The sequence below is a fragment of the Rhodococcus sp. LB1 genome (assembly GCF_001583455.1).
Taxonomy (GTDB): domain Bacteria; phylum Actinomycetota; class Actinomycetes; order Mycobacteriales; family Mycobacteriaceae; genus Rhodococcus_F; species Rhodococcus_F opacus.
The window spans coordinates 69,549-88,518 of record NZ_LTCZ01000068.1; the positions used below are offsets into that span (position 1 = coordinate 69,549).

Annotated in this window: 17 protein-coding genes; 12 read left to right on the forward strand and 5 right to left on the reverse strand. The window is 68.2% G+C overall.

What is annotated here, in order from left to right:
• Positions 1–5 precede the first annotated feature (5 nt).
• On the reverse strand, positions 6–584 hold the full coding sequence (locus tag AZG88_RS12980) for a TetR/AcrR family transcriptional regulator (RefSeq protein WP_005250912.1): 579 nt from the start codon (positions 582–584) through the stop codon (positions 6–8).
• Positions 585–654: 70 nt separating this feature from the next.
• Here AZG88_RS12980 and AZG88_RS12985 point away from each other — a divergent pair, with 70 nt between their 5' ends.
• Positions 655–1,125, forward strand: coding sequence for a group II truncated hemoglobin (locus tag AZG88_RS12985; protein WP_061697918.1), 471 nt, complete (start codon positions 655–657; stop codon positions 1,123–1,125).
• Positions 1,126–1,150: 25 nt separating this feature from the next.
• Here AZG88_RS12985 and AZG88_RS12990 read toward each other — a convergent pair whose 3' ends face one another.
• Genes AZG88_RS12990 through mdlC form a run of 3 tightly spaced genes read right to left on the reverse strand, consistent with a single transcriptional unit; the run spans position 1,151 to position 5,631 of the window.
• On the reverse strand, positions 1,151–2,608 hold the full coding sequence (locus AZG88_RS12990) for an aldehyde dehydrogenase family protein (protein WP_061697919.1): 1,458 nt from the start codon (positions 2,606–2,608) through the stop codon (positions 1,151–1,153).
• A 27-nt stretch (positions 2,609–2,635) separates the two neighbouring features.
• Complete coding sequence (locus AZG88_RS12995) at positions 2,636–3,997, reverse strand: MFS transporter (RefSeq protein WP_082764969.1); 1,362 nt, start codon at positions 3,995–3,997, stop codon at positions 2,636–2,638.
• Between the two features lie 47 nt (positions 3,998–4,044).
• Positions 4,045–5,631 carry a benzoylformate decarboxylase gene (gene mdlC, locus AZG88_RS13000; protein ID WP_061697920.1) on the reverse strand — a complete coding sequence of 529 codons (1,587 nt, stop codon included), beginning with the start codon at positions 5,629–5,631 and terminating at the stop codon, positions 4,045–4,047.
• 76 nt (positions 5,632–5,707) lie between these two features.
• Between mdlC and AZG88_RS13005 the strand changes: the two genes are divergently transcribed.
• The gene (locus AZG88_RS13005) at positions 5,708–6,667 is read left to right on the forward strand and encodes a LysR family transcriptional regulator (protein WP_231913962.1); all 960 of its coding nucleotides are present in this window, start codon (positions 5,708–5,710) and stop codon (positions 6,665–6,667) included.
• On the opposite strand, the gene AZG88_RS13010 is transcribed toward AZG88_RS13005, so the two are convergent.
• Positions 6,635–7,765: a nitric oxide synthase oxygenase gene (locus AZG88_RS13010; protein ID WP_061046147.1), complete on the reverse strand. Its 1,131-nt coding sequence runs from the start codon at positions 7,763–7,765 to the stop codon at positions 6,635–6,637. The two genes, AZG88_RS13005 and AZG88_RS13010, sit on opposite strands and share 33 nt — an antisense overlap.
• Before the next feature lie 141 nt (positions 7,766–7,906).
• On the opposite strand from AZG88_RS13010, the gene AZG88_RS13015 reads away from it, so the two are divergent.
• The 10 genes from AZG88_RS13015 to AZG88_RS13060 all read left to right on the forward strand — a co-directional run bounded on the left by AZG88_RS13015 (position 7,907) and on the right by AZG88_RS13060 (position 18,945).
• Positions 7,907–8,881, forward strand: a complete 975-nt coding sequence (locus AZG88_RS13015) for an LLM class flavin-dependent oxidoreductase (protein ID WP_061697921.1) — start codon at positions 7,907–7,909, stop codon at positions 8,879–8,881.
• 113 nt (positions 8,882–8,994) lie between these two features.
• Complete coding sequence (locus AZG88_RS13020) at positions 8,995–10,011, forward strand: LacI family DNA-binding transcriptional regulator (protein WP_061697922.1); 1,017 nt, start codon at positions 8,995–8,997, stop codon at positions 10,009–10,011.
• Positions 10,012–11,016 carry a 2-hydroxyacid dehydrogenase gene (locus tag AZG88_RS13025; protein ID WP_061697923.1) on the forward strand — a complete coding sequence of 335 codons (1,005 nt, stop codon included), beginning with the start codon at positions 10,012–10,014 and terminating at the stop codon, positions 11,014–11,016. It abuts the gene before it with no gap.
• Entirely contained in the window at positions 11,013–12,230 is a 1,218-nt protein-coding gene (gene manD / locus AZG88_RS13030) for a D-mannonate dehydratase ManD (protein WP_061046149.1), read from the forward strand. Before AZG88_RS13025 ends, manD begins: the two co-directional genes overlap by 4 nt.
• Positions 12,231–12,235: 5 nt before the next feature.
• Positions 12,236–13,771 carry a mannitol dehydrogenase family protein gene (locus tag AZG88_RS13035; RefSeq protein ID WP_061697924.1) on the forward strand — a complete coding sequence of 512 codons (1,536 nt, stop codon included), beginning with the start codon at positions 12,236–12,238 and terminating at the stop codon, positions 13,769–13,771.
• A 49-nt stretch (positions 13,772–13,820) separates the two neighbouring features.
• On the forward strand, positions 13,821–15,200 hold the full coding sequence (locus tag AZG88_RS13040; RefSeq protein WP_061697925.1) for an MFS transporter: 1,380 nt from the start codon (positions 13,821–13,823) through the stop codon (positions 15,198–15,200).
• On the forward strand, positions 15,197–15,811 hold the full coding sequence (locus tag AZG88_RS13045; protein ID WP_061697926.1) for a bifunctional 4-hydroxy-2-oxoglutarate aldolase/2-dehydro-3-deoxy-phosphogluconate aldolase: 615 nt from the start codon (positions 15,197–15,199) through the stop codon (positions 15,809–15,811). The genes AZG88_RS13040 and AZG88_RS13045 overlap by 4 nt, the downstream gene beginning before the upstream one ends.
• Complete coding sequence (locus tag AZG88_RS13050; RefSeq protein ID WP_061697927.1) at positions 15,811–16,749, forward strand: sugar kinase; 939 nt, start codon at positions 15,811–15,813, stop codon at positions 16,747–16,749. The genes AZG88_RS13045 and AZG88_RS13050 overlap by 1 nt, the downstream gene beginning before the upstream one ends.
• 35 nt (positions 16,750–16,784) lie before the next feature.
• Positions 16,785–17,855, forward strand: coding sequence for an L-idonate 5-dehydrogenase (locus AZG88_RS13055; protein WP_061697928.1), 1,071 nt, complete (start codon positions 16,785–16,787; stop codon positions 17,853–17,855).
• 88 nt (positions 17,856–17,943) lie between these two features.
• Entirely contained in the window at positions 17,944–18,945 is a 1,002-nt protein-coding gene (locus AZG88_RS13060; RefSeq protein WP_061697929.1) for an MDR family oxidoreductase, read from the forward strand.
• Positions 18,946–18,970 lie beyond the last annotated feature (25 nt).

Consider the following 18,970-nt stretch of genomic DNA (forward strand, 5'->3'; position numbering starts at 1 on the left):
GAGCGTCAGGTCGGCGGCACCCCGCCGACGGCCCGCCAGATCAGTGTCGCGGTCCGGGCAGGCCAGTCGGCGGGTGGGCGGTCACCGGCCAACGCACGGCCGTACCAACTGCCGGTGGTCATGGTGACGGCGACGTCGAGATCGGCGTCGGCGTCGATCAGCGTCAGTTCGGCGGCGCGGTCCAGGATGGCGCGGATGCGGCGCCGGCGCGGCGCCACCACCCGGGCGCGGTACTGCGCGCGGACGTCGGCGTCCGTCGTGTCCTGCAGCATCGTGCCGACGAGCGACAACCGGCCGCTTCGCGACACTCCACGCTGGAAGTCGGTCAGCTCGCGGACCAGATCCCCGAAGGGATCGGCCGACGACCGCCCCGACTGTTCGTCGGCCAGCTGCGCCACGACGGCCGCGGCGAGCTCCGACTTCGACGCCCACCGCCGGTACAGCGCCTGCCGGGTGGTGCCGGCCTCCGCGGCGATCGCGGCGATCGACATCGCGTCGTATCCGGCCCGGGACAATTGCCGACCCGCCACTCTCAGCACACGAGTGTCGATATCGGTGTCGCGACTGCGCCCGGCCACACTCATGCTCGATCCTCTTTTCAATCCAATACTGGTGTGTATTGTAATGGACAGACGACGGAAATCGGGAGCTCACATGAGTGATCAGGAAACACCGTCCCTGTACGAATGGGCGGGCGGCGAGCAGTCGTTCCGGCGGCTGATAGACGCCTTCTACGACCGGGTGGAGGGCGACGAACTGCTGTCGCCGATGTTCCCCGGCGGAGTGCACGAGGAGCATCGCCGCAACGTGACGCTGTGGTGGTGCGAGGTGTTCGGCGGCCCGCCGGGCTACACCGAACAACTCGGCGGCTACGAACGAATGTTGCGCCACCACATCGGCCTCGCCATCAGCCCGGAGCAGCGGCACCGCTTCGCGGCAACGATGAGCCTCGCCGCCGACGACGCCGACCTCCCGTCGGATCCTGAATTCCGGTCCGCATTCATGGCATACGTCGAGTGGGGGACCAGGCTGGCGCTGCAGAACTCGAGCCCCGGTGCCGAGGTGGTCGAGCACGCACCCGTCCCGCACTGGGGTTGGGGCGTCGCCCCGCCCTACCTCGGCTGAGTAGGGCAGGGTGTCAGCTGGCCGATCAGAACGGGTACTGCTGAATCGGCCCCTGGATGGTCGCCCACTGGAGTTCGGTGAACGCCTCGAGGTTCGCGGCGGCGCCGCCGACCCGTCCGCCGTTTCCGGAGGATCCCATTCCGCCGAACGGGATGTGGGCGTGGTCGCCGACGGTCTGGTCGTTGATGTGCACGAGCCCGGTCGGAATCTGCTGCGCCACTTCCCATGCCGTCATCGCATCCGAGCCGAGGACGCTCAGCGACAATCCGTACTCGGTGTCGCGCGCGATCTCGACGGCCTCGTCGATCGTCGAGTAGCGCAGCACGGGAGCGACGGGGCCGAACACTTCCTGGCAGAACGCGGGTGTGTCGCGCTGCACGTGGTCGAGGACGGTCGGGCGGTAGAACAGCCCGTCGTGGGTGCCGCCCTCGACGAGGGTCACTCCGGCCGAGACGCTCTCGGTCACCAGTCGGTGGATATTGTCGCGTTGCACCGCGTCGATGATGGGGCCGAGTGCCACCTCGCCGGTGTACGGGTCGCCGACGGGGAGCGCTCGCGCCTTCTCGGCGAGCACCGCCACGTATTCGTCGGCAACCGATTCGTGGACCAGGTGCCTGCCCGCGGCCATGCAGATCTGGCCCTGGTGGAGGTATGCGCCCCAGGCTCCGGCCGACGCAGCCTTGGTGACGTCGGCGTCGGGAAGGACGATGAGGGCGTTGTTGCCGCCGAGTTCGAGGTGTGCCCGCGTGAGGTGCGCGGCCGCGGCCTGGCCGACCTTCCGTCCCGCCGACGTGGAGCCGGTGAACGCGATGACGCGGGTGTGCCGGTCGGCGACGAGGGCGGCACCGGCGTCGGCGCCGCCGGGCAGCATCTGGAAGACGCCGTCCGGTACCCCGGCGGCCGCGAACACGGCCGCCAGCACCACACCGCCGCACACCGCGGTCCGGGTGTCGGGTTTCAGAACCACCGAGTTGCCCAGTGCCAGTGCGGGTGCCACTGCGCGGATCGAGAGGATCAGGGGGAAGTTGAACGGAGCGATCACGCCGACGACACCCGCCGCGATCCGACGGCTGAAGCTCAGACGTCCGTCGGCGGACGGGAGCACCTCACCCTTGGGATGCGAAGGCAACGCCGACGCCTCGTAGCATTCCTGCGCTGCGACGTGCGTCTCGAGGCTCGCTTTCGCGCGAATCGATCCGGCCTCCCGGACGATCCACGTCTCGATCTCGGAGGCGTGCTCCTCGAAGAGCTGACCGGCGCGGCGCAGGATCGCGGCCCGATCCTCGAAAGGCGTTTTCTCCCAGCGGCGCTGGACCTCGGCGGCTTTGGTGCAGGCCGCGGCGACGTCGGCGGCGGACGCGGTGCCGACGTGACCGAGGGTGCTGCCCGTCGCGGGCTCCACGACCTCGGAGAACGCGCCTTCGGCGGCGGTCCAGCTGCCGGTGAAGACCTTCTTCTCCCAGTCGATGTCGAGCAGGCTCATGGTCGATCCTTCTTTCGGTGAGGTCGGTCAGGACGCGAGTACGGGTGACGGTGCCGCGGATTCGGTGCGGGGCGAGCGGAATTTCCGCTTGGCGACGATTGCCACCGCGACCGCGCCGACGACTCCCGGTACGGCGACGGCGAGAAAGTTCTGCTGGAACGGTAGATGAAGAGCGAGGAGCGCGCCGCCGAGGGTGGGGCCACCGATCGCACCGATCCGTCCCATGCCCGCAGCCCACCCGACGCCGGTCGACCGTACCTCGGTCGGGTAGAACTCGACGGCGAACGCGTGGATGATGGCGAGCGCGCCGATGGTCGCCGCACCGGCGACGAACAGCAGCACATTGAGCAGTGCGGCGGCCGGGTCGAAGGACAGTCCCACCAGCGACAGGGATGCCAGGGAGAAATACGTGATCAGGGTGTTGCGGTAGGACCAGCGGTCGGCCAGCCAGCCGCCGAAGATCGCGCCGGCGATGCCCCCGAGATTCAGCACCACCAGGGTCCACAGCGCGGAACTCAAAGCGTAGCCGGCGGTCTGCATCAGTTTCGGTAGCCACGTGTTGAGCCCGTAACTCAACAACATGCACATCGCGAAGAAGATCCAAATCAGAAAGCTGTTCAGGGCGTTTCCGTTGGTAAAGAGCTGCGCGACAGGTGCCTTCCGAACTTCCGGACGTGGCGTGGCCACGACGTCGCTCAGGTCGCGACCCGGGTCGACCTTGGACAGCACAGCCTCTAGCTTGTCCTGACGACCGTTGATGGCGAGGAACTCCGGCGACTCCGGCAGGTACTTCAGCAGAACGGGTAACAACAGGAGCGGCAGACCGGCGACGTAGAACACACCGCGCCACGTCCAGAGCGGCTCCACGTTGATTGCGAAGACCGCGGCGGCGATGCCACCGACGGAGTAGAACGACGACACGAACGTGACGAGCAGTGCCTTCGACGTTCGTGGGGCGAGCTCGGCGATCAGTGCCGTGAAGTTGGGTACGAGCGCGCCGAGCGACACACCGACGACGAGGCGGAGAATGCCGAGTTGCGCCGGGGCGCCGGCGAAGGCGCAGCTGAACGACGCCACGCTCGCCACCGTCACGCAGATGAGCATGAGCGGACGACGGCCGTACCGATCGGCGAGCGGGGCGACGAACAGTCCGCCGATCAGCATGCCGACGAGCGCCGTGGATCCGAGGGTACCGGCGGTGACCGGGTCCATGTTCCACTCGTCCATCAGATGGACGATCACGGTGCCGTACGAGACCATGTCGTATCCGTCGATGATCATCAGCAGTGAGCACAGGGCCACGACACCATAATGGAACGGCCGCAGTCGGGCGTTGGAGACGATCGAGGTAACTGTGTTCTGGGACAGCGGGTTCTGGGACAAGGGCATACTCCCGATGCGGGGCAGCGTTGCTGCCGTGGGAACGAGTGGGGCGATCACGGCTCGGTGAGGTCGGTCTCGACCTCGATCACGGCAGGCTTTCCGCTGCCGAGGGCGGTCTTGAAGGCGCGGACGAAGTCGTCGCCGGTCCGTACCGCGGTGGCCGTCACGCCGTACCCCGCAGCGATGGCGGTGAAGTCGATCCCGGGAACGTCCATGCCGGGGGTCTCGCCGGATCCCAGCACCGTTGAGAACCAGCGCAGTGCGCCGTAGGTCCCGTTCTTGAGGATGACGATGATCACCGGAATGTCGTACTGCGCGGCCGTCCACAGGGCGGTGATGCCGTAGTTGGCCGAGCCGTCTCCGATCAGGCCGATCACCTGACGGTCCGGATTCGCCAGCTGGGCGCCGACGGCGGCGGGCAGTCCGAATCCAAGCCCGCCCGATGCGGGGAAGAAGTAGCTGCCTTGGCGGGAGACGTCGACCTGCGACCAGAACGCGCCGGTGGTGGACGTCGACTCCTTGACGTACACGGCGTCGTCCGGCGCAGTGCCGCGCAACAGTTCGAACAGCTCCTCCGGATGCACGCGCTCGGACGACGTCCTGGCCTGCGGGATGTCGGGCCGCGGCGGCAGGACCGGGCGGCGGCCCGGCGTCACGCTGTCGGCGAGGCGGGACAACGCATCCCGCACACCGCCGACCAGTGCGTCACCCATCGGGGCGCGGGCGGCCTCGCCGGGATCGCTGGTGAGGTGGATGAGCCGGGCGCCGTCGGGCAGGTACTCGCCGGGGACGAATTGGTGGTACCGGAACACGGGTGCTCCCGCGACGAGGATCAGGTCGTGCCCGACCAGTGCGTCGGTGATGCCCTGGACGGCGGCGGGCAGGACCCCGCGGAAGCTGCGGTGGCGGGTGGGGAACGGGCATCGTGACGGGGACGGCGCGATCCAGACGGGGGCGCCGAGTGCGTCCGCGAGGCGGACCGCGTCGTCATTGGCGTACTCGGCATCTACTTCCGGTCCGAGTACGAGGACCGGATTCTCGGCGCGGTCGAGGGCGTCGACGAGGGTGGCGAGTTGATCCGCACTGAGGGAACTGGCAGTGGTTGTGACGCGGGTGAGGAGATGCTTCGTCTCGGCGGGTGCTTCCTGCGCCCAGTCGTCGTACGGCACCGACACATAGACCGGACCCTTCGCGGGCAGGTTTGCGATGTGGATGGCCTGGCTGATCGACCGCGGCACGTCCTGCGCGCACGCCGGCTCGCAGGACCACTTGACCAGGGGTTTCGGTAGCGACTGCGCGTCCACGTTGGCGAGCATCACCTCCTGGCCGATGGTCGAGCGGACTTGTTGCCCGGCGGTGATGATCAGCGGGCTGTGGGAGTAGACCGAGTTCGTGAGCGCGCCCATCGCGTTGCCGGTGCCCGCGGCGGCGTGCAGATTGACGAAGGCCGCGCCGCCGCGGGCCTGGGCGTACCCGTCGGCCATGGCCAGGACGGCGCCTTCGTGCAGGCCCAGGATGTAGCGGAAGTCGTCGGGCATCCCGGCGAGGAAGGGGAGCTCGTTCGATCCAGGGTTGCCGAAGATCGTGGTCAGGCCATGCGCCCGCAGTAGGTCATAGGTCGCTTCGCTGACGTCGGCCATCAGGTGTTCTCCATTCTTCGCATGGTTCTCGCGGTGTGACGTGAACCACGGTAGGGAGCCGCGTCCTATAGGTCCAATGAATGCTGTCGATCAGCACATAGACAGGGTCTATATTACCGATATGGCCGACGTGGACCTCAACCTCATCAGGACCTTCGTGCTGCTGTATGAAACGCGGAGCGTCACCCGTACGGCGGAGCTGCTGTTCATCACGCAGCCGTCGGTGAGCCATTCGCTCCGCCGACTGCGGCGGCAGTTCAACGACGACCTCTTCATCCGGTCGCCGGACGGCTTGGCGCCCACCGTTCTGGCGGCGAGTATGTACCCGCAATTGCATCAGGCGCTGGAGGTTATCGACGAGACCGTCTCCGGTGTCGGTCAATTCGACGCCGAGACGTCGGACCGAACCTTCCGGATCTGCGCCACCGATCTTGGGGAGATCTCACTACTCCCCGGGGTACTCGCGGCGCTGGAAACCCGCGCTCCCCGCTGCGCCGTGCAAGTAACGCCGCTCGATTTTGCCAGTGCCGCAGAGGAACTGCGTCAGGGTCGTGCTGACGCCGTCATCTGCACACCGCGCATCGACGCGCCGGATCTGCGCCGCGACCCCTTGTTTCGGGAAGGCTATCTCGGCCTGTGCGCACTCGGGCATCCGCGGATCGGAGTCGAACCCGGCCTGGACGATTTCCTTGCCGAACGGCACATCGTCGTCGACGCCGCCGCCGGGCACGTGGACGCTGATCAAGCCCTCGCGAGGATGGGGCGTCGCCGTGACATTGCCGTGCGGGTACCGCACTTTGCGGTGCTGCCGGAACTGGTGGCGCAGACCCGGCACCTCGCCGTGGTGCCGAGCCGGGTCGCGGAACTGTTCACCCGGTCCTCGCCCGTCCGCACGTTCGCGCTCCCTGTCGAGATCCCGAACGTCGAGGTTTCGCTCTTTACCGTGCGGCGGGCTCTCCCGTCGCCGGGCGTCGATTGGTTGCGGGAGCTGATAGCCGACGTCCTACAGGCTCCCGCCGGCGATCGGACATCCTGATGCCGTGGGGGCTGGGAGAAAGTTCGGGCGGATGTCCATGTCGGGTGCGTCGTAGAGCCGGTGGAACGTGGGGGTCAGCGCCGCAGACATCGGCGGGTTGATCCACGACCAGTCCGTCGGGCACTTCCGGCCGAGTGACTCTTCGCGTTCGACGTGGCTGATGAACTGCTTGGCAACGGTGTGATGATCGACCAGGTGCACGCCGGCCCGCCGGTAACTGTGGATCACGGCGCGGTTCAGTTCGACCAGTGCGCGGTCGCGCCACAGCGTCCGCTCCGATGTCGTGTCCAGGCACAGCCGTTCGGCGATCGCGGGCAGCATGTCGTACCGATCCTCGTCGCTGAGGTTGCGGGCCCCGACCTCCGTGCTCACGTACCACCCGCTGAACGGGGCGAGCGGGTAGGTCAGCCCGCCGACCGAGAAGCTCATGTTCGACACGGCGGGAACGGCATGCCACTTGAGACCGAGATCGGCGAACCAGGCGTAGTCCGGGTGCTCGATCTCGACCTCGAGCACCAGCTCGGATGGAATCTCGTACCAGCGCAGCGTCTCGTCGGGTGTGCTGACCAGCAGCGGCAGCACGTCGAACGGCGTGCCTGCGCCCCGCCACCCCATCTTCGTCACCGCCTCGGTGATTCCGACCTGGGCGGGGTCCCCGGTCACCGTCCCGTCCGCGTGGCGGTAGCCCGCGTACCGGATCAGTTGCGGGCTGACGATCTTGTACTCGCGTCCGTCCGCCAGCGGTAGGGGACCGACCGTGATGACCGAGCGCAGGGCGCCGCCGTTCGTCGCGACGCGCAGGTGCTCCCAGCACGCCTCCGCAATCTCGTCCGCGGTGGTGACGTGCCGGGCATCGATCAGCTTCAGCGTGCGCCAGTGCTTGCGACCGACGCACCGGGCGTGGTTGCGCCAGGCCAGCTGCGAGCCGACTTCCAGTTCCTCCACGGTGTGCTCGTAGCGGCCCGTCTCCGCCAGCGACTCCAGTGCGTCCGCGAGGCGGGCCGTGGGCAGGTGGGCCAACTCGGGCTCGCTGAAGAACTCTGCGCACTCCCGCATCTGCGCTGCGGACCGCGACGTGACGTCCAGCGAGTACGACATAGTCCCTGTGCTGCTCACCATTGACCTCCCGGCGATCGTGGATCCTGCGGCGGTCAGTATGTCAGCGAAGCGGGCACACTCGTCCACCGAGTGCGGGTGGGGTGAGGAAATACCGTCGGCCGGCGGACCGTTGCCCCGGGGGTGAAGCTGTCGATTCTGGACCGGTCCCGCACGCGCCGGGGTGCGCCCGACTCTGCCGCGCTGACCGGGACGATCGAGCGGGCCGTGCATGCCGAGCAACTGGGGTTCCATCGGTTCTGGGTGGCCGAGCACCACGCCGTGCCGGGCATCGCGAGTGGATCGCCGCCGGTTCTGCTCGCTGCCCTCGGCGCCCGCACCGCCCGGATCCGGCTGGGCTCGGGTGGTGTGATGCTGCCGAATCATCAGCCTCTCGTGGTGGCCGAGCAGTTCCTGATGCTGGAGGCGATGTACCCGGGCCGGATCGACCTGGGCGTCGGACGGTCGCTGGGATTCACGAAGCCGGTACGCGAGGCACTGCGCCGCGACCGCAACGCCCCCGACACGTTCGCCGGCGACCTCGACGAGGTGCGGAGCTACCTCGAGGGCAAGGGCGCCGTGACGGCCCGGCCTCACGTGACGAGTCCACCGCCGATGTTCGTTCTCGCTACCCGGCGCGGGCTCGACTTCGCCGCGAAGGCGGGTCTGCCGGTGGTGGTCGGTGGGCCGATCCTCGGAGCGCCGGGCGCCCGCCTCCCGGAACTCGACCGGTACCGCGACAGCTTCGTCCCGTCCGCGGGGAATCCGTCCCCGTACGTGATCGTCTCACTCGAGGTCATGATCGCCGAGGACGCAGATCGATCCCGTGAGCTGCTGCTTCCGGAGGCGTGGGCGCTGGCGCAGTCGAGCCGGACCGGCGAGTTCCCGCCGCTCGAATCGGTCGCGGACATCCGGGGTCGGGCGTGGACTCCGCGGCTGCGCGAACAGGTCGACGCTTCGATCGCGTCGTCGATTCACGGCACCGCCGAGCAGGTGAGGGTCGCGCTCGAGGCCCTCGCCGCGCGTACCGGCGCGGACGAACTCCTGGCCTCGACGTCGACGTTCGACCGGGCCGCGCTGTTCGAATCCGATCGGCAGTTGTCACTCCTGGACGTGTGAACACGCACGACGCACACCGTTTGCTGCAAGCCTTGCGCAACTATTGACAACCTTGCGCAAGCCGGTGGATAGTGTGTGTCGGCAGTCACATCGAACAGCGAGGCGGTAGCACCGTGGCACCCACCTTGACCGAGGTCGCACAACGCGCAGGGGTATCCCTGTCCACCGCGTCGCGGGCGTTCAGTGCCCCGGACCGGATCGGACCGGACACGCTCGCACGGATCATCGCGGTCGCCGACGAGATCGGCTACCGGGCGGCGTCACCGACCCGCACCGACGTCGTGCGCCCCACCGCCACCACCGTCGCGGTCGTGGTGCCCGACATCGGACACACGGTGTTCGCGAGCTTCGTGAAGGCGGCCCAGGCGCAGGGGTGGCACCGGCGCCAGACCGTGCTCCTCACCGACACCGACGGCAGCGCCGACCGTGAGCGTGAGGTTCTCGGCGAGTTGCAGGGGCGCGTCGACGCACTCGTGGTCTGCGCTCCACGGCTGCCCGCATCGGACATCGTGCAGCTCGCCGGCGACACACCCTTGGTGCTCGTCAACCGCTCGTCACCCGAATGCGATTGCATCGTGGCGGATTCGGAAGACGGAATTCGCCAGGCCATCGACTACCTCGTCGCCCTCGGACACGAGCACCTCGCGTATGTCCAGGGCTCGCCCCAATCCTGGTCGAACCAGCGCCGCGTCGCCGCGGTCGAGGAATTCTGCAAGGCCCGCGACGTGCAGCTGAGTCTGCTCGGCTGGCAGCAGGAAACCCTCGCGGGCGGTCACGCCGCGGCCGCGAGCGTGATCGCGACGGGTGCGAGCGCCGTGATCACGCACAACGATCCGATGGCCATCGGAGTGATGAACGGCGTCCGCGCAATGGGCTTCTCGATGCCGGCCGACCTGAGCGTCGTCGGCATCGACGACTCGCCGCTGGCCGAACTGGCCAGCCCCGCGCTCACGAGCATCAACGTGCCGATGGCACGAGCCGGCGTGCTGAGTCTGGACCTGGTGTTCCAGCGCGCGAACGAGCCGGACTCCGATATCCGAGAAATCCACCTCCCCACTCAACTGGTCGTCCGGGCTTCGGCCGGACCGGCGCACGATCGGGTGTTTCGCCCCGGAAAAGAGAGCCGCTAGATGAAAATCGTTGTTGCCGAAAGCAACCTGATTCCGCACCGATCCCGGCTCGAGGCCGCAGTTCCGTCCGAATCGCGGCTGTCCTGGCACGGCAGCTTCGACGAGGCCGCCCTGATCGAGGATCTGCGCGACGCCGACGTCTATGTCGGGGGAAGGTTCACACCGTCCATGGCGTCGGCTGCCGAGAGGCTGCGCCTCGTCCACGTCGCCGGTGCCGGCACGGACAACATCAACTTCGATGCCCTGGCGCAGGACGTGCTGGTGGCGAACACCTTCCATCACGAGAAGTCGATCGCGGAATATGTCGTGGCGGCCGCGGTGATGCTTCGACGCGGCTTCGTCGCGCAGGACAAGGCACTCCGGCAGGGCGTCTGGGCGACCTCGGTCTACGACGACCTTCTTACGCAGTCGAATTCGCTGCAGGGCGCCCGAGTGGGCTTCGTGGGATTCGGCCACATCGGCCAAGCCACGTGGACTCTGTTCCGAGCATTCGGCGCGTCAGGAGCGGCCGTGACCGGTCGTGGAAACGTCGACGCGCCGAGTGCGGGACTGGACTGGGCGGCCGACGTGTCCCAACTCGGGCGTCTCCTCGTCGAATCCGATGTCGTCGTGGTGTCCGCCCCGCTCGACGACCGGACGCGGGGGATGATCGGCGCGGCAGAACTGCGCGCACTCGGCAGCGGCGGTGTGCTGGTGAATGTGGGCCGCGGACCTCTCGTCCAGGAGCAGGCACTGTTCGACGCACTGTCCTCGTCGACCATCGCCGCTGCGGCCATCGACGTCTGGTACGACTATCCCGGACCCGACGGTCGAGGGAGGCCCAGCGCGCTGCCGTTCTCCGAACTCCCCAACATCCTGATGACACCGCATTCTTCCGGAGTCTCACAACAGACTTTCGTCGGCCGCGTCGACGACATCGCCGACAACATCACTCGACTCGCTCGCGGTGAGCAACTGCGCAACGTCGTCGCACCCGCGGTCGGCTCGAAAGGATCACGGGCATGACCGACAAGATCATCGCCGCGGACGTGCTGGTCTGCAGCCCCACCCGCAACTTCGTCACCCTCAAGATCACCACCGCCGACGGCGTCGTCGGCTACGGTGACGCCACGCTCAACGGCCGTGAACTGTCCGTCGCGTCGTATCTCCGGGACCATGTGGCGCCCCTGCTGATCGGGCGTGACCCGGCGCGGATCGAGGACACCTGGCAATACCTCTACCGCGGGGTGTACTGGCGCCGCGGACCGGTCACCATGGCCGCGATCGGCGCCGTCGACGTCGCCCTCTGGGACATCAAGGGCAAGACCCTCGGCCAGCCCGTCTACCAGTTGCTCGGCGGTGCCGTCCGCGACCGGGTGCTCTCCTACACCCACGCGACCGGGTGGGACGCGCCCGCGTTGCTCGACTCGGTCGACGCCACGCGCGCGAAGGGCTTCCAGGCGATTCGAGTGCAGTCCGGGGTACCCGGCCTGGATTCGGTGTACGGCGTACACCAGGGCGCCGCCGGATACGAGCCCGCGAGTCGCGGCGCCCTGCCGGTCGAGGAAGTGTGGGACACCGACGCGTACCTCAACCATGCACCCCGGATCCTCGAAGCCGTGCGTGAACACGTCGGCCCCGAACTCAAATTGCTGCACGACGCACATCATCGGCTCACCCCGCAGCAGGCCGCGCGACTGGGGAAGTCGGTCGAACACGTCGACCTGTTCTGGCTCGAGGACGTCACGCCGGCCGAGAACCAGGATGCACTGCGTCTGGTGCGCAACCACACCACCACACCCCTGGCGATCGGGGAGGTCTTCAACACGATCTGGGATTGCCAGCACCTGATCACCGAACAGCTGATCGACTTCATCCGGGTGGCCATCGTCCACGCGGGCGGAATCAGCCACGTTCGCAAGATCTTCGCGCTCGCCGAGGTGTACCAGATTCGCGGCGGACCGCACGGCCCGTCGGACGTCTCGCCGATCTCCCTGGGTGCGAGTCTGCACCTCGGTCTCGCGACGCCGAATTTCGGAATCCAGGAGTACATGGGTTACGACCCGCTCGTCAGCGAGGTCTTCCCCCACGCGTGGTCGTTCGCGGACGGGCACCTCACTCCCGGCGACGTTCCGGGTATCGGAGTGAGCATGAACGAGGAACTCGCGGAGCAGTATCCGTACGAGCAGGCCTATCTCCCGGTCGCCCGGCGCCGTGACGGCTCCATGACGGATTGGTGACGCGCATGTCCGAACCGATACTTTCGCGCCGAAACGTTCCCGCTGCGGCATTGATCCACCGGCGGGTACCGGAGGGAACCGGGATCGTGCACCTGGGCCTCGGAAACTTCCACCGCGCACACCAGGCGGTGTACACCGCGCTCGCGATGGAACGCGAACCCGGACCGTGGGGCATCCTCGGTGTGGCGAGCCGCTCGAACACCGTCGCCGACGCGATGAACGCGCAGGACCTCCTGTACAGCGTCGTCGAGATCTCGCCGGACGGTTCTCGTGTGAGCGTCCCGGGTTCACACACCGGAACCCTGGTGGCCGAACAGGACCCGGAGTCCGTCGTCCGTGCGATCGCGGACCCGGCGACGAAGATCGTCACGATCACGGTGACCGAACACGGGTACACGGTGTCACCCGAGACCGGTTCCCTCGACCTCGATTCCGACGTCGTTCGCCGCGACCTCACCCAGGTGCGGACGCCCCGCACCACGATCGGGCAGATCGCCCGCGGACTGGCCCTGCGGGCGAGCACGCACGGCGCCCCGGCCACGATCCTCAGCTGCGACAACCTGCTGTCCAACGGGCGTCAGACCGAAAGGCTCGTCCGCGAGTTCGTCGGCACCTTCGCCCCGCCTCTCCGCGACGACCTGCTGTCCTGGATGAACTCGTCCGTGACGTTCCCCAACTCGATGGTGGACCGGATCGTGCCGTCCGGCTCGGACCGCTACAACGAGGCGGCGCTGGCACACCTCGGCGTGCGCGACACGATCGCCGTCCCCGCGGAGCCGTTCACGATGTGGGTCATGGAGGAGCGGTTCGCCGCCGGCCGTCCCGTGTGGGAGCACGGTGGCGCGCTGTTCACCGACGACGTCGAGCCGTACGAGCTGATGAAGGTCCGACTGCTCAACGGGACGCATTCGCTCATCGCCTACCTCGGCGCACTCGACGGGCGCGCCACCATCCCCGAGTCCGTTGCGCAGCCGTTCGTCGAGGACGCCGCGCGGCGGATCCTCTGCGACGAGTACCTGCCGACGGTCACCGTTCCCGCATCGGTGGACACGGACGACTACATCCGGCAGCTGTTCTCGCGTTGGTCCAATACCGCTCTGGGACATCGCACCTCACAGGTCGGCTCCGACGGATCGGTCAAACTGGCGCAGCGCATCCCGATCCCCGCGCTCGAACATCTCGGCCGCGGTACCGTCCCGCAGTACCTTTCTCTGACGGTGGCGGCATACCTCTGCTGCATCGCCCCGCCGCCCGGGTTCGATCCCGGCCCCCACGCACGATCCATGACCGACCCCGCTCGACCGCGCCTGGCAGGAATGGCCGACAACGCCGCTTCCACTACAGAATTCGTTCGCTCCGTCTTCGTCGACGGAGGTCTGTTTCCCAGCACTCTCGCTTCGCACACCGACTTCGTCTCGCGGATCGCCGACTTCGTCGACATCATCGTCCGCCACGGACCGGCAGTCGCCGCCGGCGAAGCATCCGACCCGGTCCCGGACCTCGGGACGACCCCGTCGCTGCAGTCCAGCGCGACCATCTGACTCCCTCACCCCTGCCCGGACATGCCGGGAACCACCAATGGAGGAATCCATGGACACTACACTCGACCCCACGGTGAACCCGAAAACTCCCGGCCGCGCAGGCGGTACACCCCAGGCAGACCCGTCCGCGGTCCGCCGGGCGGCGTGGGCGGGGCTCATCGGCACCACGCTCGAGCAGTACGACTTCGTCATCTACGGCACCGCTTCGGCGTTGATCTTCAACACCCTGTTCTTCCCGAACATCTCGCCCGCGGCGGGCATCCTCGCGAGCTTCAGCGCCTACGCCGTCGGATTTCTCGCCCGGCCGCTCGGCGGCTTGTTCTTCTCGCGGTACGGAGAGCGTCTCGGCCGCAAGTGGGTGCTCGTCGCGACGCTGATGCTGATGGGCGGCGCGACACTGGGGATCGGTCTGCTGCCCACCTACAGTCAGGTGGGGCTGCTCGCACCCGCGCTCCTCGTCGCGTGCCGATTCTTCCAGGGCTTCGGCGCGGGAGCCGAACAGTCCGGTGGCGCAACCCTTCTGACGGAGACAGCGCAGATAGGCAGGCGAGGGCGGCTCGCCGCCCTGGTGATGACCGGAGCCGCGCTCGGAACGGCGCTCGGCGCAGTCGCGTGGATCGCCGCGCAGCTCCTGCCGGAAGAGCAGCTCATGTCCTGGGGCTGGCGTCTCGTCTTCATCAGCAGTCTGTTCGTCACGGTCGCCGCGTTCGTCATTCGTCGCAAGCTCACCGAGAGCCCGGTGTTCCAGGAACTCAAGGAGCAGCACCAGGTTCCGAAGACGCCGGTGAAGGAGATCTTCGCGAACGGCAAGAAGCCTCTGTTCATCGTCATGTTCATGACCATCGGCATCAGCGCGCAGTCGTACACGTACCAGGTGTTCATGGCGTCGTACCTCAAGAACGACGTGCACGTCGACCCCACGTTCATTCCCAAGGTGCTGCTGGTCGGGGCCATCTGCGGCGGCATCGCGGCATACGGGTTCGGGCGTCTGTCCGACCGGGTGGGCCGCAAGCCGGTCTACATCTCGATCGTGATCGCCCTGATCATCCTGCCGGTGCCGACCTTCCTGGCCCTGAACACCGGCTCACACCTGCTGATCACGATGGCGATGATCGTCGGCTTCATCCTGGCCTGCCAGGGCGCCGTCGGCGTCACCATGAGCTACTTCCCGGAAATCTTCGGCTCCCGCTACCGCTACGCCGGCGTCACTCTCGGCCGTGAATTCGCCTCGATCTTCGGGGGCGGTGTCGCACCACTGATCTGCGCGGCCCTCGTCACGGCCTTCTCCGGCTCGTGGATCCCCGTGGCCGTCTACATGATCGTGATGGCCGTGACCGTTCTGATCGCCTCGACGATGGCACCGGAAACCCGCGACCGCGACCTCACGCTGGCCGCCAACTCCACCGACCGGGAGGTGACGGCGGCATGACCTCCCCTGTCATCGCGGTGCTGCGCGCCGCGCACGCCGACCGGTACGCCCCCGTGGTGACCGTCCTCGCCGAGAACGGGGTGCGCGCCGTCGAGCTGACGATGAGCACGCCCGGCACCCTCGAGTCCCTGAGCAGCATCCGGCGCACCGCACCCGACGGCGTCGAGATCGGGGTCGGGACGGTCACCACCGTCGACCAGGCCCGCGCCGCCCTCGACGTGGGTGCCGACTTCCTCGTGACGCCGACGACCAACCTCGACGTCATCGCCACGGCCGTCCGTGCCGGAGTTCCGATCTACCCCGGCGGATTCACCCCGACCGAATTGTGGAACGGATGGCACGCGGGTGCGACTGCCGTGAAGCTGTTCCCGGCGTCGGTGGTCGGGCCGGAGTACATCGGGCACCTGCGCGGCCCCTTCGCCGACATCCAGGTGGTCCCGTCGGGTGGGGTGGGCATCGAGGACGTCCCCGCGTGGTTCGCGGCCGGAGCGGCGGCGGTCAGCCTCGGCGGACCGCTGATCGGGGACGCACTCCGCGGCGGCGACCTCGGGCAGCTGGCCGAACGATGCCGGCGCCTCGGCGACGTCGTCGCCGAACTGGAGGTCGCGTGATGACGGTGCTGACATTCGGCGAGACGATGGCCCTCACCAGGGCGGTGGACACCGGACCGCTCGCCCACACCTCCACGCTCCACCTGGGAATCGGCGGCGCCGAATCGAACTTCGCGATCGCGCTGCGGCGACTCGGCGTCGACGTCACCTGGATCGGGCGCGTCGGCCAGGACAGTCTGGGTGACCTGATCGAACGGGAACTCCGGGCCGAGGGAATCACCGCCGACGTCATCCGCGATCCGGATGCTCCGACCGGACTGATGGTGAAGGAGCGGCGAACCGCCACCGCCACCCGCGTCTGGTATTACCGGACCGGCAGCGCGGGGTCGCGGCTCACGATGTCGGACATCGCGGACGACCGCCTCGAGTCGGCGTCCCTGCTGCACGTCACCGGCATCACCCCTGCCCTGTCCGACGCCGCGAGGAAGACCACCCTGCACTGCGTCGAACGGGCGCGCGCACTGGGCATTCCGGTGTCGTTCGATCTCAACTATCGCCGCGCGCTGTGGTCGCCGGACGACGCGGCCCCCGTCTTCCGTGAGCTGATCGCGTTGTCGGACATCGTCTTCGCAGGTGAGGACGAGGCTGCGATCGCGGTGGGCGAGGGCACCCCCGCCGAACTCGTCGCCCGTGTCCGCGACCTCGGACCACGCGAAAGCATCCTGAAGCTGGGCGACCAGGGATGCCTCGCGATGGTCGACGGAGAGACGTACTCCCTGCCCGCGGTGCCGGTGAGCGTGGTCGACTCCGTCGGGGCCGGAGACGGTTTCGTCGCCGGCTACCTCGCAGAACGACTGGCCGGTGAGGCACCCGCCGACCGCCTGAGAACCGCTGTGACGGTCGGGGCGTTCGCGTGCACTGTGTCCGGCGACTGGGAGGGCATGCCGCGCCGGGACGAACTCGGGCTCCTCACCACCGCGGAACCCGTCACCAGATGACAGGCTCCGACCTCCGACAGAACTGGACTTCACCGATGAACACCAGCCCGACCGCCGCTTCACACGCCACCGAGGTTCCGACGCACGCACAGGCGGTCGTCGCCCACGGTGCGCAGGACCTGCGCGTGGAGGAGGTGCCGATCGCCGCACCGAAGCCGGACGAAGCGGTGATCCGCATCGCCTACGGCGGGATCTGCGGATCCGATCTCCACTACTGGCAGCACGGCGCCGCCGGCGAGTCGATCCTTCGCGCACCGATGCGGCTCGGACACGAGGCGTCGGGCACCGTCCTGATCGGCGCGACGGACGGAAGCGGTCCCGGCGCCGGTACCCCCGTCACCATCCACCCCGCGACCCCCGGTGGCGACAGCGCGAAGTACCCAGCCGATCGCCCCAATATTTCCCCCGGATGCACGTACCTGGGTAGTGCGGCGCACTTCCCGCACGCGGACGGGTTGTTCGTCAGCCACGTCGCCGTCCCGACTCGCATGCTCCGGGTTCTTCCCGACGGCCTCGATCTTCGTCTGGCCTCACTGGCCGAGCCGGCGAGCGTGGCGTGGCACGCGGTCGCGCGGGCAGGGGAGGTGAAGGACCGGTCGGTCCTCGTCATCGGTGCCGGACCCATCGGCGCGCTCGTCGTGGCGGTGCTGAAGCGAGCGGGCGCCGGGAAGATCACGGCGGTGGACATGCACGAGTACCCGCTGAGGATCGCGCGCGCAGTGGGCGCGGACGCGACACTCACCGCCACCGATACAGACGCAGTCGCGGCGGTGGAAGCTGACGTCACCATCGAATGCTCCGGAAACCATCGCGGTCTGGCATCGGCAATCCACGGCACGGCCCGTGGCGGCCGGGTCGTGATGGTCGGTCTGCTTCCCTCGGGGGATCAGCCGGTACCCGTGTCGATCGCGATCACCCGGGAACTGGATCTGGTCGGCTCGTTCCGGTTCAACGACGAGATCGACGAGGTGGTGGCCGCCCTCGCCGACGGCTCGCTGGTGGTGGATCCGATCGTCACGGCGGAGTACGACGTCGCCGATGCGCTCACCGCGTTCGCGTCGGCCAGGGATGCGTCCTCGTCGAGCAAGGTGCTCTTGCGGTTCTGATCCGGGGAACGTCGCCCCGGCCTCGTCTGCGGGGCACGGCTGTCGCATGATGGTCTCGACGCACCCCCGAGGTCAGGAGAGCAAGCTGATGAAGGAATTCACCGCCTGGATCGCTCGCGAGAACGAGGGCGCCATCGGCCTCTCCCAGGAGACGGTCGCCGAGTCGTTCCTGCCGCAGGGCGAGGTCACCATCCAGGTCGAGTACTCCAGCGTGAACTTCAAGGACGCACTGGCGCTCACACCGAAGGGTGGGGTGGTCCGTGAGTACCCCATCGTGCCCGGCATCGACGTGGCGGGCACCGTCGTCGAGTCGCAGTCCCCGGAGTTCTCCGTCGGTGACACGGTCGTCGCGCACGGTTACGACATCGGCACCGCCCGTCACGGCGGGTACGCGCAGTTCGCCCGCGTCCCGGCCGACTGGGTGGTGAAACTCGACGGCATGTCCACCCGCACCGCTGCCGCGATCGGGACCGCCGGTTTCACGGCCGCGATGAGCGTGGAGGCGCTGCTGTCCCGCGGAGTCGAGCCGGGCAACGGTCCGGTGCTCGTGACCGGTGCGAGTGGCGGCGTCGGCACCGTCGCCGTCGACCTGCTGTCGGCGGCGGGCTTCGAGGTGGTCGCGTCGAGCGGGAAGCCGGAGAAGGCGGCACTGCTCACCGAACTGGGCGCGAGCAAGGTGATCGGACGGCTCCCGGAGCCCGACACGAAGCCGCGTCCGCTCGGTAAGGCCCAGTGGGCCGCCGCCGTCGACTGCGTCGGCGGCGCCACCCTCGCGCACGTGCTCAGCACCATCGAATACGGCGGCGCGGTCGCGGCGAGTGGGCTGACCGGCGGACCGAAGTTGGAGACCACGGTCCTGCCGTTCATCCTGCGCGGTGTCAGCCTGCTCGGGATCGACTCGGTGCAGTACCCGATCGAGCAGCGGCGCCGACTGTGGGGCCGTCTCGCGTCCGACCTCGCGCCGTCCCGGCTCGAGTCGATCACCCACGACGTTCCGATCGCCGACGTCGTCTCGGTGATCGACCAGGTGCGGGCCGGCACCTACTCGGGCCGGGCCGTCGTGGCCGTCGCCCCCGTGAGTACTTATTAACGTGCGGGGGGCTGTTTCAAATTTC

Bases quoted from the DNA above. Each gene is read 5' to 3' on its own strand.
- AZG88_RS12980 (WP_005250912.1), bottom strand. From the start codon at position 584: ATGAGTGTGGCCGGGCGCAGTCGCGACACCGATATCGACACTCGTGTG.
- AZG88_RS12985 (WP_061697918.1), top strand. From the start codon at position 655: ATGAGTGATCAGGAAACACCGTCCCTGTACGAATGGGCGGGCGGCGAG.
- AZG88_RS12990 (WP_061697919.1), bottom strand. From the start codon at position 2,608: ATGAGCCTGCTCGACATCGACTGGGAGAAGAAGGTCTTCACCGGCAGC.
- AZG88_RS12995 (WP_082764969.1), bottom strand. From the start codon at position 3,997: ATGCCCTTGTCCCAGAACCCGCTGTCCCAGAACACAGTTACCTCGATC.
- mdlC (WP_061697920.1), bottom strand. From the start codon at position 5,631: ATGGCCGACGTCAGCGAAGCGACCTATGACCTACTGCGGGCGCATGGC.
- AZG88_RS13005 (WP_231913962.1), top strand. From the start codon at position 5,708: ATGAATGCTGTCGATCAGCACATAGACAGGGTCTATATTACCGATATG.
- AZG88_RS13010 (WP_061046147.1), bottom strand. From the start codon at position 7,765: ATGTCGTACTCGCTGGACGTCACGTCGCGGTCCGCAGCGCAGATGCGG.
- AZG88_RS13025 (WP_061697923.1), top strand. From the start codon at position 10,012: ATGAAAATCGTTGTTGCCGAAAGCAACCTGATTCCGCACCGATCCCGG.
- manD (WP_061046149.1), top strand. From the start codon at position 11,013: ATGACCGACAAGATCATCGCCGCGGACGTGCTGGTCTGCAGCCCCACC.
- AZG88_RS13035 (WP_061697924.1), top strand. From the start codon at position 12,236: ATGTCCGAACCGATACTTTCGCGCCGAAACGTTCCCGCTGCGGCATTG.
- AZG88_RS13040 (WP_061697925.1), top strand. From the start codon at position 13,821: ATGGACACTACACTCGACCCCACGGTGAACCCGAAAACTCCCGGCCGC.
- AZG88_RS13045 (WP_061697926.1), top strand. From the start codon at position 15,197: ATGACCTCCCCTGTCATCGCGGTGCTGCGCGCCGCGCACGCCGACCGG.
- AZG88_RS13050 (WP_061697927.1), top strand. From the start codon at position 15,811: ATGACGGTGCTGACATTCGGCGAGACGATGGCCCTCACCAGGGCGGTG.
- AZG88_RS13055 (WP_061697928.1), top strand. From the start codon at position 16,785: ATGAACACCAGCCCGACCGCCGCTTCACACGCCACCGAGGTTCCGACG.
- AZG88_RS13060 (WP_061697929.1), top strand. From the start codon at position 17,944: ATGAAGGAATTCACCGCCTGGATCGCTCGCGAGAACGAGGGCGCCATC.